The 13,233-nt window shown below is 41.7% G+C and carries 12 protein-coding genes and 1 pseudogene; 8 read left to right on the top strand and 5 right to left on the bottom strand.

Annotated features, from left to right (window positions below; all coding sequences use genetic code 11):
- Positions 1–60: 60 nt before the first annotated feature.
- The 4 genes and pseudogenes from ACT3QP_RS06960 to ACT3QP_RS06945 all read right to left on the bottom strand — a co-directional run.
- Positions 61–573, bottom strand: coding sequence for a hypothetical protein (locus ACT3QP_RS06960; RefSeq protein ID WP_444524981.1), 513 nt, complete (start codon positions 571–573; stop codon positions 61–63).
- A gap of 303 nt (positions 574–876) precedes the next feature.
- A complete protein-coding gene (locus ACT3QP_RS06955) occupies positions 877–1,620 on the bottom strand; it encodes a peptidase (protein ID WP_444524980.1) in 744 nt (247 codons plus the stop codon).
- A 126-nt stretch (positions 1,621–1,746) separates the two neighbouring features.
- Positions 1,747–2,532, bottom strand: coding sequence for a transglutaminase family protein (locus tag ACT3QP_RS06950; protein ID WP_444524979.1), 786 nt, complete (start codon positions 2,530–2,532; stop codon positions 1,747–1,749).
- A gap of 837 nt (positions 2,533–3,369) precedes the next feature.
- Positions 3,370–4,899, bottom strand: a pseudogene (locus tag ACT3QP_RS06945) (circularly permuted type 2 ATP-grasp protein); the annotation flags it as partial.
- A 250-nt stretch (positions 4,900–5,149) separates the two neighbouring features.
- On the opposite strand from ACT3QP_RS06945, the gene ACT3QP_RS06940 reads away from it, so the two are divergent.
- The 3 genes from ACT3QP_RS06940 (at position 5,150) to rhuM (ending at position 7,675) form a co-directional block, all read left to right on the top strand.
- Positions 5,150–5,785 carry a GDSL-type esterase/lipase family protein gene (locus ACT3QP_RS06940; protein WP_444524978.1) on the top strand — a complete coding sequence of 212 codons (636 nt, stop codon included), beginning with the start codon at positions 5,150–5,152 and terminating at the stop codon, positions 5,783–5,785.
- Between the two features lie 89 nt (positions 5,786–5,874).
- Positions 5,875–6,618: a zinc-dependent peptidase gene (locus ACT3QP_RS06935; protein WP_444524977.1), complete on the top strand. Its 744-nt coding sequence runs from the start codon at positions 5,875–5,877 to the stop codon at positions 6,616–6,618.
- A 64-nt stretch (positions 6,619–6,682) separates the two neighbouring features.
- Complete coding sequence (rhuM, locus tag ACT3QP_RS06930; protein WP_444524976.1) at positions 6,683–7,675, top strand: RhuM family protein; 993 nt, start codon at positions 6,683–6,685, stop codon at positions 7,673–7,675.
- Positions 7,676–7,857: 182 nt separating this feature from the next.
- Here rhuM and ACT3QP_RS06925 read toward each other — a convergent pair whose 3' ends face one another.
- On the bottom strand, positions 7,858–8,532 hold the full coding sequence (locus ACT3QP_RS06925) for a hypothetical protein (RefSeq protein WP_444524975.1): 675 nt from the start codon (positions 8,530–8,532) through the stop codon (positions 7,858–7,860).
- A gap of 459 nt (positions 8,533–8,991) precedes the next feature.
- Here ACT3QP_RS06925 and ACT3QP_RS06920 point away from each other — a divergent pair, with 459 nt between their 5' ends.
- The 5 genes from ACT3QP_RS06920 to tnpC all read left to right on the top strand — a co-directional run bounded on the left by ACT3QP_RS06920 (position 8,992) and on the right by tnpC (position 13,166).
- Positions 8,992–9,342: an IS630 transposase-related protein gene (locus ACT3QP_RS06920; RefSeq protein WP_444524974.1), complete on the top strand. Its 351-nt coding sequence runs from the start codon at positions 8,992–8,994 to the stop codon at positions 9,340–9,342.
- A complete protein-coding gene (locus ACT3QP_RS06915) occupies positions 9,317–9,841 on the top strand; it encodes an IS630 family transposase (RefSeq protein WP_444524995.1) in 525 nt (174 codons plus the stop codon). Before ACT3QP_RS06920 ends, ACT3QP_RS06915 begins: the two co-directional genes overlap by 26 nt.
- 1,097 nt (positions 9,842–10,938) lie before the next feature.
- On the top strand, positions 10,939–11,334 hold the full coding sequence (locus ACT3QP_RS06910) for a transposase (RefSeq protein ID WP_442062847.1): 396 nt from the start codon (positions 10,939–10,941) through the stop codon (positions 11,332–11,334).
- Positions 11,331–11,675 (top strand): IS66 family insertion sequence element accessory protein TnpB, encoded by a 345-nt coding sequence (gene tnpB, locus ACT3QP_RS06905; RefSeq protein ID WP_442477900.1) that lies wholly within the window; start codon positions 11,331–11,333, stop codon positions 11,673–11,675. Before ACT3QP_RS06910 ends, tnpB begins: the two co-directional genes overlap by 4 nt.
- Before the next feature lie 42 nt (positions 11,676–11,717).
- On the top strand, positions 11,718–13,166 hold the full coding sequence (gene tnpC / locus ACT3QP_RS06900) for an IS66 family transposase (protein WP_444524973.1): 1,449 nt from the start codon (positions 11,718–11,720) through the stop codon (positions 13,164–13,166).
- The last annotated feature ends 67 nt before the right edge of the window (positions 13,167–13,233 follow it).

Raw genomic sequence — 13,233 nt, 5'->3', positions numbered from 1 at the left:
TATTCAGCGCTACGCCGGTTTTTTATTGTCTGCTTAACGTCTTGCCTCCCTAACAACTCGCTAAAGTTCAATTTGAATCTCATCACAGTCTACTTTGTAGATAATTCTAGTATTACCATAAAGATAAGACAAATATTCACTATCAATCGATGAGTCGCTACTAGCCACATATCCATCTCTGATATGTGCTATCACCAATACATCGTCTGCTCTTCTGATCGCTATGTCAACGTGTTCCATGCTTATAGGAAAAAATGTCGACATCTCACTGCGATCAAGCAATGTAAGTGGCTCAGACTCGTCCCAAACATAATGAGCATTGGGCGGCTCTTTCATCTGCATAGACCAGCCATATGATGATTTATTGATTTTTATTTGTGCTGGCTGATCGGCATGAATACTATAACAACCAGTAAATATTTCTGTATCAGGTATTGCGCTGATCATCTTCTGTTCTGACGGGGTCGTTCTCATCTCGTCAGTCACTGTTTTAGCCGTGGTACAGCCAACTAGTAGTATGGCTGTAACTGACACTACGCTGAATATATGCATAAAAGCATTATTTTTTTGCATTAATATTTATCCTAATTTGAGGTTGTACCAGTATTTATTATGTTTGAGTAGCGTAGATGCTAATAGCATGTTAAATAATTCTATACGTATTGCGAATAAAAAACGAGTCAATACCTATTAAAGACAATAACTACAAGTTTAGTTTTGCCCTATCTTTTAGCTAAATTTAAATTTGATGATGTTCGGCGGTTGTTTATCCGACTTTTATGCTTGAAATGAGGACGCGCCTTAGTAAAAGCCCTCTGTTCTAGCAGAGGGCTTTTTAGTGTCGATTTAGTGCAAAAAATATAATTCTATACAGCGCTATTTATTCCAATAATTATCAGGGTATTCAGGCAGTTCTACCAATATATTGCGCAGCGACTTTGACCATTGACGACGAATTTCATTGAAATAATCGTCACTCTCATCGATACGGCGACCTTCAGGCCTCTCTAAGCTGTCACTGTTATAGATCACAAAGTCTATCGGCATACCCACTGACAGGTTTGAGTGAATGGTTGAGTCGAATGAAAGCATCAAAGCCCGTGCGGCATGCTGTATATCGGTGTCGTATGTGACCGAGCGATCCAGAATAGGCTTGCCGTACTTGCTTTCGCCTAGCTGAAAAAATGGTGTGTCTTTGGTAGCTCTAATACAGTTGCCTTCAGGGTAAATCATATACAGCTCATGCGGCTGGCCTTTTATTTGACCACCCAACATAAATGAGCTGGTAAACCGACTGCCATCATTATCATTGGCAACTTGTTTTGCATGATTCATCACGTTACGCATACATTCGCCCACCATTTGCGCAGCATCAAATAACGTCAGTGCGGTATTAAGATTACTTTCATAATGTTGATCAATATCATTTTGCAACTTGGTAAAAACGGCTTGTGATGTGGCTAGGCTGCCCGCGGTTTGTAGCACCATGACGCGTTCGCCTTCAATGCCATACTGATATAGCTTTCTAAAGGTTGATATGTGATCGACACCTGCATTGGTGCGCGTGTCGCTAGCGAAAACCATACCATCTTTTAGGCGAATGGCAGCACAGTAAGTCATAAAACATCCTTGTTATCGTTGATTTAATTTAAAAAAGTTACAGGGTAACCGAAGTTAACGCTGTAACTCTCTTATAGTGGATTGGCTATAGTAAGCGCAAAATGGAATCGCTCTATGATGATTGTTCTATGATAGTCGTTTGACTAGCACTTGGCTATAAAGGTTCTCATAGCCACCGCCCATACGCACACCGCGTACAGGCGCCGTATCTAAGTAGTCTCTACCAATGGCCACATAGACATGAGAGCTTGGTTGAAACAATTGGTTGGAGATATCAAAGGTATACCAGTAGCCGTCTAGCCACACCTCGGCCCACGCATGACTGGCCATATGGTTTTCGGTATCGTCATACAGGTAGCCTGACACATAGCGGGCTGGAATATGCTGATCACGGCAGCAACCCAAAAACACATGAGTGTGATCTTGGCATACGCCAGCGCTCGTTGCAAAAGACTCAGCAGCTGTCGTACCTACATGGGTCACATCTTTCACAAACGGCATTTTCATGATAAGTGCATTGGCCATCGCCTTGAGACTGTCATGGGTGGGGTTTTTTAGATAGGGCGCGGCAAAATCGCGCATCTCTTGTGAGCATTTGGTCAAAGGTGTTTGTACGGTAAACAGTAGGTAGGGGACATGAGCCATATCCTCTAAACGTTTGGTCTCTATATCGATTTCAACGATACCTGATGCTTGCATTTGCAAGTTATTATGCGCTTCATTACGGCTTAGCGTGAGCCAATCATTACCAAACCCATCTTTTTGATTGGTTGCCACTTTAGGGAGCATCACCTCCCATTTATGAATAATTTGATGCGGCATATGCATTGGAGTCATGCGTATATATTGTACACTGCGCTGTGCAAGCTCACCGTAATAATAGTTGGTTTGATGGCTGATTTGAAGTTTCATGATAGCTCCCTATTATTCTGTTTATTTCATATGTATAGTCAATCCCATATCAATTTTTGGCTAGACACCTTGACGCAAGATGATATTAAACTCTTTACTAATCAGCTCAAAATCACTAAATTTCTTCGATCGAATCATCTGATTGGCCAGACGTGTCAGCTCACGCCAGCGCGTGTTTTCCGGCAATTCATTAATCCAGTGCTTAAATTCGAGACTGACTTCTATTGAGTCCTCTTCTAATAGCACAGCCCGCTCAAGCTGCTCAAAATGACGACCTAATTGCCAAAAGCAAGTCACGGTCGGATGCTCTTGTTTCATAGCAGCATTACAGGCATGTAGCTGCAAGGTTGCAGCCCGATAAGTACCAGCACTTGATAGCCGCTTAATCAAGTTATATAACTCAGCGGTGTCTTTACCAATGACGCCTTTTGCTTCCTGTACATTGTCATCTATCGATTGAACGATGTTCGGTATGATGTTTCGTTCTAAATCAGACATCATCTGTGCTTTCATGGTTTTAGATGATTCGTTTATATCTGCATTAAAACCTAAGTGACTGATTAAATGCTTAAGCTGTGATTTTTTAAAATCATCTTTGACCAGTTTTTTCATGACATCATCATAGTAATACAGCCGCTCGCTATATCGACCTAGCCATATGAGATAACTGGCGGTGGAGAGTAGTAGTATCATCGGTGCATCGTCTAGCATCTCATAGCCTGCCTCTAGAGGCTGTACACGGTCATAATAGTTGGCGTGATCTGAGGTGTTGACGTCTGATGATAAAGGCGAGCATTTGCAGTTTGTTTTTTTGTTCGCAGACTTTAAATTACTGTCATCGACAACCCAAGTGTCTTTGATGCCACCACCTTGTGAGGAGTTAACGACCAATGAGCCTTCGACCATTGCCACTCGCGTTAGGCCGCCCGGTACGATATCGACCGTGCCATCGCCATGACTCAATATAAATGGTCGTAAGTCAATATGTCTCGGTGCAATACCATCACTGACTGCTGTTGGATTGGTAGATAGTGATATGGTCGGCTGGGCAATAAATCCTGCTGGATTTTCTAATAAGCGTACACGGTAGTCTTCAATTTCTTGTTTGGTCGAGGTTGGACCTATGAGCATACCGTAGCCACCAGAGCCTTGTGTTTCTTTGACCACCAAATCACCCAGATTGGCGAGTACGTATTCAAGCTCATCAGGTTTTCGGCATTGATAGGTTTCAATATTTGGCAGGATGGGTTTTTCACCCAAATAAAACTCAATCATATCTGGAACAAATGGATAGAGACTTTTGTCATCGGCGACGCCAGTTCCTGGTGCATTCACAATGACCACGTTACGAGAACGGTAAGCACTCATGAGTCCTGACACGCCCAAAATAGAATTGGAAGAAAATGCCAGTGGGTCAATATAAGGGTCGTCAATACGCCGATAAATCACATCGACCTGCACTTTACCGCGAATCCCCTGCATATAGACCTTACTGTCCTCGACGATTAAGTCGTAACCGTGTACTAGAGGGACATTCATCTCATGTGCCAAGAATGCATGCTCGTAATACGCACTGTTGAAGCGCCCTGGAGTTAAAATGACAATTTGTGGGTCGTATTTGCTGGTAGAGCTGGCTAGACAGGCTTTGAGACGTTTGGGGTAGTCACTAATGCCTAAGATGGGGGTGTCTTCAAATATATCCGACAATAACATCTCTGATATATTACGGCTCTCTAACATGTATGAGACGCCTGAGGGTGTGCGCAGATTGTCTTCTAATACACAGAATTTACCAGATTCGTCTCGGATTAAATCGATACCACTGATGTGTGAGTAGATAGGTTTGTCAAGCTCAATACCCATCATCCATGGTTCGTAGCAGCCGCTTGCATAGACATAAGCATCGGGAACAACACCTTCTTTCATAATGGCTTGGTCGTGATAGATGTCATGCAAAAAGGCATTGAGGGCAGTGATGCGCTGTTTACATCCAGCCTCTACTTGCTGCCATTCGCTAGCGGCGATGACACGCGGAATGATATCAAATGGAATCATTCGTTCAATATTTTTGGCATCACTATACACCGTAAATGTCACACCTTTACGGTAAAATATGTCAGCGGCTTGTTCGTTTAAATGGTTGAGGGAATCGAGGTTGATGTCATTTAGCCAATTACCAACAGATTTAGCAACAGGGCGATATTGACCTTTACTGTCTTGTAGTTCGTTAAATATTTTAGGTGGGTTTGGCGTTTCGGATGGTTGTTTTTGCAGTCGGTCTTTAACGGCTGCTTTGGTGGTAGCCGCGCTCTGTGTCTGACTTTGCGTTTTGCCTTGATTCTGCGATTGAGATGATTTTTTCTCCATAACGACCTCACATATTCTAGGTAACCTCTCCACTGTTATGGGTAGACCAGTCTGTACAATATACCCAAAAAACAGTCCGTGTCTGATTTAAACTATACAACGTATACTGAGTAACATACAACAAGCGTTAGACAATAGGTTTTAAATAAGTTTAACTAAATTGTAATAAATTTAATCAAACGTGAGCCAGTGCACTGATGACGTATTGATAAGCGTGTACTGAAGTAAGTAATAGGACGAGAGGGTAGACATGAAATTTTGTAAGCAAATGTTAGGGCTAGCAAGTATAGGGATTGCTACTATTGCTCTGAATGGTTGTGCTAATGAACCAACACAAGCGGCTTTGCCCACGGGAAGTACAGTGATCGCTTTGGGAGATTCTTTGACGTATGGTTATGGTGCCAGTCCTGAGACAGCTTATCCTGCTGCACTAGCCAGTATGACAAAATGGCGTGTTGTGAATGAAGGGGTTAACGGTGATACCTCTGCTGATGTACTGGCACGAACCGAGAAAGTTATTGGTCAAAATCCTGATTTGGTATTGCTCAGTGTCGGTGGTAATGATGTTTTGCAGCAGTTGCCTCCTAATATCACAACTGCCAATATCACAGCGACTATAAATCAGTTAAAATCGGCTGATATCCCCGTAGTGCTGATCGCACAACCTTATTTCAGTGCCAGTGCGCTGTTTGGCAAAGCCAGTGACAATCCTATTTATGAAGATATTTCTGAATCAGAAGGGGTGCCGCTATATGCCAATGGCTGGTCAAAAGTATTGTCTGACGATGCGTTGAAATCTGATAAAATCCATGCCAATACCGCAGGGTATCGACAATTTTCAGAAGGTCTGTATAACTATTTGCAAGAAGTAGGGATAACCAACTAAGTATTTGTTTTTATATGAATTATTGTCTTTATTAATATACTTCTAATTATTAGTATTTTCATAATCTTATGGACGTAGGATAGAAGTATATGTTTAGCTTTATAAAAGACTGGCGCGAGCAGCGTATATTGGATAATAGCGCGTTTACCCATGCCGATTGGATACAAGCTGCTAAGCGCATTGTAATACTTGATCGGTTACATGAAGACGAGCTGAAGCGACTGTTTGAGCTTGCAACGTTATTTTTGGCCGATAAGTCTATTACCGGTGCTCAGGGGTTTGAGGTGACTGATACCGTTAGACAATCGATTGCTTTGCAAGCCTGTTTGCCAATCTTAAACCTAAGCCTTGAGTGGTACGCTGGCTGGTCATCTATTATCATTTATCCCAGCTCATACAAAAGCGACACGACCGCGGTAGATGAGTTTGGTATCGTCCATCAGGGTAGTCAGCACCGTAGCGGAGAAGCTTGGCTACGTGGCCCTGTTATTTTGTCATGGAAAGATGCCAAACACTCAGGCGAGCGCGATGGACATAATGTTGTTATTCATGAGTTTGTGCATAAGCTCGACATGTTGAATGGTAGCGCGAATGGCTTTCCACCGTTACAACCTGATATGAGCCGCATTCAGTGGACTGAGGTCATGACACGAGATTTTGCAGACTTTCAAACGCATCGTAAATCAGGGCTTGATCGTTATGGCGCGACCAATCCGGCTGAGTTTTTTGCCGTATTGAGTGAAGTGTTTTTTGAGACACCGCAAAAGCTGATTGATGCGTATCCTGATATTTATGACATGATGGTCAAATTTTTTCGTCAGACGCCGCTATAGCCATACCACTATATTTGTATCTCTTTTATTTAGGAATAACTATATTAAAAATGAGGAAGTTGAGGTGATTGACGCGATAAATAACGACATGGCAACAGTAGAAATTTATGAAAGTGCTGATGGAAAGGCGCAAGTAGATGTACGTTTTGAGCAAGAGACGGTTTGGCTGTCACAAGCACAAATGACAGAGTTGTTTGGCCGTGATCAATCAGTGATTTCTCGCCATATTAATAACGCCATCAACGATGAAGAAATCGCTGAAAAAAGCAATATGCAAAAAATGCATATTGCAAATTCAGACCGTCCGGTGACTTTTTATGACTTAGATGTGGTTATATCGGTTGGTTATCGCATCAAATCGCCTCAAGGGGTGCAATTTAGGCGTTGGGCAACGCAGCGTTTGCGTGAGTATTTGGTACAAGGCTATACGCTCAATCAACAGCGCTTTGATAAAAACTCAAGCGAGCTACAACAAGCGTTAAATTTAATTAAAAAAACCGCGCAAAGCCCCGAGCTTAAAACCGACGAAGGGCGTGGATTGGTTGAAATTATAAGCCGTTATACGCAAACTTTTTTATGGCTACAGCGCTATGATGAAGGTTTACTAGATAGCCCTTCAGGACAAGCAGGCGGTATATTACCCAGTACGGCTGAGGCGATGGCAGCACTGACGAACTTGAAAGCGCAGCTGATAAATAGGGGTGAGGCAACTGAGTTATTTGCGAAACCTCGTGGTGATGGTTTAGATAGCGTATTGGGCAATTTGCAACAAACTGTTTTTGGTGAGCCTGCGTATCCGACTATTGAGAGTAAAGCGGCACATTTACTGTATTTCATGGTAAAAAACCACCCCTTTATCGATGGTAATAAACGCAGCGGCGCTTTTTTGTTCGTGGATTTTTTGCACCGTAATCATCGATTACTAAACGATAAAGGTGACATGGTCATCAATAATACAGGGCTTGCAGCATTAACCTTACTGGTTGCGGAATCTGACCCCAATCAAAAAGAGACCTTGATTAAATTGATTATGAATATGTTGTCATTAGAGGGCTAATACACAAGATTATTATTAAAAGCCTTATCGATAACCGTATCAAAAACCATGCAACCTGACATACAACATGAGCTGGTAAATATATACTTATATTTAAATATATGCTGTATTTACAAGCAGATAGAGCAGGCTGCCTGTTAAAAATCAGCTTATAAATTTGTTAGTTAATCGTTTTATATACTCTAAATCGTCCATTGGTCACTAATAATCGCTACGAGATAACGCTTTCCCTGATAGGTATCAAACACCAAACGCATCGCACGCCAATCCATACCACCATATTCTTCGCTACCATTAATATAAAACTCAACGAAATCAGAGTTTTGATATATTTTATTTAAGTTATCAATGCTGTTGCCCATAGCTTGGCTGTTATTAAGACTTATTGTGGGATTATCATCAAAAACGCTCGCATTGACCCAAGTGCGCAAATAGTCAGGTAATGGCGTGATAAGTAAGTCGCCAATGCCATCTTTTTCGCCCCAAGTGAAGCGAATATTGGACTCATGCAGATATTGGAGATATTGAGCTCGGCTAAAAACTTTATCTGATTCTGGGCGAATATACGCATACATCGAGAATCGAACGCCACGATTCGGATGAATGTCATTAGCGATACTGGCATAGTCGCCATTGGTCAGTGCTTGCTGAATGCGTAAGGATTGTTGTTTCAGTGTTTGCTGATTTATAACAGCCGTGTCGATGTCTGAATTGTTTTGATCTATGCTATTTTGATCCGTATTGTTTTGAGCGATGTTCTGCGGCGCGCTCATAATAGATTGAGACTGGCAGCCAGACAATAATAATGGCAATGCAAACATCATGCTCAGTGCTGAGGTCGTAGATAATTTCGTCATAAAAATATCCTTAGCGTAATATGAAATTTATAATAAGACTATGATTTATAGTAACAGTGCGAAGAAATAAATTCTCAAGAATAAGCTGGCCAATAAAGTTAACCAGCATACGTTTTGCGACTGAGTGATAGCCAATATTAATATCATTAGAAATTATGTGTTTAGTCAGTATTAAAAAGCGCTGTAAGAACCATGTAGAAACTTAAATCCCAATTAGTAAAACCCGTTGGTTTGTTTTCGCATAATATATATTATGTTAAACTAGAGCTACCTGATATTAACTTCATAAACCCATAACTAAACAGTAAGTCATTAATTAGTCTAGCTCCTGATTACTCAATCATAATATATTATCTACTTAAATAATCATTATGATCGTCATTAGCATAGTTACTATAGCCAATCCCACTTAAAAGTGTTATAAACTAATTATCAAACCCAATTGTTATTATAAAGACCATGACTTACTCGCTAGATTTTCGCAAACAAGTGCTAAAAAGCTTAGACGAGGGTATGACCTTTGCCGAGGCGGCTGAGTTCTATAATCTCAGCCCAACCACCATACAGAACTGGAAGCGGCGTGTTCATAGCAAAACAACCAGGCAAACCAAACCCTATAAAATACCAGATGACGTGCTACTTAATGATGTCAAAGAACATCCTGATGATTATCAGTATGAGCGAGCACGTCGTTTAAACTGTAGTAAAACAGGCATTTATCATGCCCTAAAGCGCCTAGGCATCAGTCAAAAAAAAGACCTTAGAGCATCCAAAGGCATGTCCGATAAAAAGAGCGATCTATCAAAGTAAGCTTGATACCTTTAAACAACAAGGCTATCCTATTATCTATATGGATGAGAGTGGCTTTGAAGCTGAAACCATTCGCTCTCATGGTTATGCACCGATTGGTAAGCCTTGTATCGATAGCTACAACTGGCAAGGTAAAAAGCGAACCAACGTTATTGGTGCTCTGTATGAAAAGATGCTGTTTGCGCTTGATTACCTTGAGACAAACATCAACAGCATCGTCTTCTATCACTGGTGCAAACACAAACTAATCCCAAGTCTTAAAACCAAATGCGTGATTGTGATGGATAATGCTCGATTTCACAAAAACAAACGCGTTCAAAAGCTACTCAACAGGCATGGTCATCGTATACTATGGCTGCCACCTTATAGCCCTGATTTGAACCCTATCGAGAAAAAATGGGCGCAGGTGAAGTTGCTACGCCAAGGCTGGATGGAAAACGACTTATCCAAATTGTTTTATGATGTTTGTCCTAACCATAACAATTTTATTTTGAACTGACTATAACTGATATGTCTTGAAGACTTAATGTCCAGAGTCTTAATTAGTCCTAGTTCGCTCGTAGTCTACGATTAACTTATTAAATCAATCTATCAATGACCTCTTATAGACACGTTGTAGGTACAGTAATTTTAATACTCATTTAAAGTTAGTCTGTTCAATGAACTTGTTCTACTCATCATTGCTAAGCTTACTACCTTAATAATGTACATAACCCCTTTGCATAATTTGTCATTCCTAATCATCACCTAATAATCAAATCACTCATCAATCGATTGTTGATAGCTTAGCCAACTTCCTCATTGATGCGAATGTGCTTGAACTGTGTTAGGTACAGAATTATTCGCCACCAAGTGACAATAAGATTAAAGTAAAAGCAATAACCCTTCTGAATGCCTATTACTCTATATCATTGATAAGAACGTATACAAGCTCTGACAATACTCCTCCTTGGCATCTCAGTAAGTCCAAGTCTAGATACACCTCATAGCTAACTACATTGTAATACGCTTTTATTTAGAGCCACCAAAAGGGTCTTCCTGATTAGTGAAACATTCATTGGTCTTTTCTAACATCTCTCGTTCTTCCTGAGATGTCTTAATCTAAAGCATTGAGTTGATACTTTCCAAATTTGCACAGAACAGTACTATCACCTTGATTAAGGTATTCTGTGCGAGTACAGGAGCACGGTTTTTCGTGCAAATATGTCGAAGGACTCTATTGCCAACAGCAAACAGCACTCTTACTTTTAATCTATATGAAGTTTATTCCTTCAAACGCCATATATATCAACAAAAAAATAGCTTACTCCTTCTTTCTCCACTATACTATAATTATCCCCAACCTTCACTTGGGGATAATTGTACCTAAAATACTTAATTTTAAAGGGTTTTATGTCTTAATAGATTAATAACTGTGTCCATTTCAGTGTCCAATAACTATCTATATTTTCCAAAAGATACTTTTTCAGAATTTATAAAGTATGTGCAAAGATTATTCTAAATCTCAGTATAGAGTGTAAGCATCCGACCATCCCATCTTTCCCTCACTTAAAAAATGCGAGATAGTGTCCACGATTAATAATCGTGGACACTAACATGACAACACAACCACCTAACAAACCCAAACGTAGAACTTACAGTGCTGAGTTTAAAGAACTTTTAGTACAAGAAGCTGAAGGTTCAGGGCGATCAATTGCCAGTATCGCTCGAGACCATGGCATCAACCAGAACCTTCTCCATAACTGGAAACGTCAGCATCACCGCAAAAAGACTCAAACTGGCATATTACCTGCTGCCATAAACAGTCCTGCTGATCCAAACCCCTGCTTTATTCCAATCCGCCTTGAACCTCAAGCAACTCATCTGTCCTCACCCTCCGTAATACAAAACATCAAGCTGCAAATCAGAGCCCCAGGACCTGGGTCCATAAGCCTCACTATTGCCCAAATAGACACCCAAAGTTTGATTGACCTACTACGAGGCCTACAATGATACCCATCAATCACATCTGGCTATCCACCGCGCCCATGGACATGCGATGTGGCAGCGGCAAACTACTGGCTCACATCATCACCCAGCACCAAGGCATCCGCCCTCACTGTGCCTACCTGTTTTACAACAAAACAGGCACACGGCTGAAAGTATTCATTCATGACGGACTTGGGGTTTGGCTTTGCAGCCGTCAGCTAGACGACAGCAAGTTTCATGGCTTAACCAAACCACTCACCCCCACTCAAATCGGCATCAGCATCAACCGTGAGCAATTTAATGCCTTAATCAGTGGACTGCCTTGGCGTAACATGGGCAAAGATAAATTAACCCCCATCCTATAAATACCCGATGACAGGCAAATAAAACTCTGGCAACATATCGCCATGACTGTTGCCACTCTATCCGACTTATCGAAAGACCCCATTTACGCCGAGCTCCTGGTGAAAATCAGTATGCTTGAACAGCGTAATGAGCACCTGCAACAACAGATTGTTCAAACAAACACACGTCACGATCAACTACAGCAGCTCGTCAATAAAACCTTTGAGGAAAACCACAAGCTGTATCTAAAAGTACTGGAACTCATCGAAAAACAAAAGCGGCTCATCCATCAACTGTATGGACAAAAGAGCGAAGGCTTAAGTGCCAAACAAACCCACTTAAATCAGGAAGCTGCGCAAGAAGATTTATCTGCACTAGAACAAATCCGAGATGACTACCGCAGCGACTTAACCCAAGATCAGCTTGCCAAGCTACCTGCTATCGATCCTATCCAGACAGAAATGCTCATCGGTGAGAGCGACCTTGAACCAAGCACACAGATCACTGACGGATCGCTACCCTCAGCCACTGATCAGCCTAAAAAAGCAAAGCGTGCTAAATACACGGTTATTCCTGACAACCTTGAGGTTAAAACTCTGGTTCATGAACCACTCACCACCGTTTGTGACTGCGGCTGTCAAATGAAGCGAATTGGGGAGGATAAACAGGACAAACTTGGACTCATCCCCAAGCAGTTTTATATTGAGCGACACCTCTATCCAAAATGGGTATGCCGTGAGTGTGACATCATTCATCAAGCGGCTGCACCCAAGCAAATCATTAACAAGAGCATCGCCACCCCTGAGCTGCTTGCTCACATTCTCATTAGTAAGTATGCAGACCATCAGCCTCTATATCGGCAGAATATTATCTATAAGCGAAGTGGGGTAAATATTCCCGATGCCACCATGGCAGACTGGGTGGGACGCTGTGGTGTTGCCATGGCACCTTTAGTGAATCGCTTGCATTCGCTGTTACTGTCTGAGCCTATCTTACATGTCGATGAAACACCGGTGTCTATCATGAAAAACCCTGTGAAAGCCGGCAGTAAATCATTAAAGAAAGGCTATGTTTGGGCGTATCTCACTCCACAGCACGGTGCATTAAAAGCGGTGGTGTATGACTTTGCCCAGAGCCGTCGTAATGAGCACCCTAAAGCCTTTTTAGACAAATGGCACGGTAAGCTGATTTGCGATGATTACAGTGGATATAAGTTTTTATTTCATCAAGGCGTGAGCGAAATCGGTTGTATGGCCCATGCACGGCGTAAGTTTCATGAATTGCACGTTACTGGACAAAGTGTTATTAGCATTGACGCATTAGCGTTATTCGGGCAGTTGTATGCGGTTGAACGTGAGATTGATGAGCGATTTGAAAAAAATACATCCCCAATGCCAAGAGATCCCCAGATAGTCCGGAAAATCAGGCAGGATAGTGAACCGCCCCGGGATTGTCGGAGACCTAATATTCTGAGAGAATACGACAATGAAAACACGACATTATACTCCTGAGATTAAAGAACGCGCCGTTCGTATGCTGATTGAAGCGTCGGGCGATTACCCCTCCACCTGGTCAGCG

The sequence above is a fragment of the Psychrobacter sp. AOP7-B1-24 genome (genome assembly GCF_052376215.1).
GTDB lineage: Bacteria > Pseudomonadota > Gammaproteobacteria > Pseudomonadales > Moraxellaceae > Psychrobacter.
Note: the sequence above shows the minus strand (reverse complement) of the source record. Positions and strands in the feature narration are given on the sequence as shown.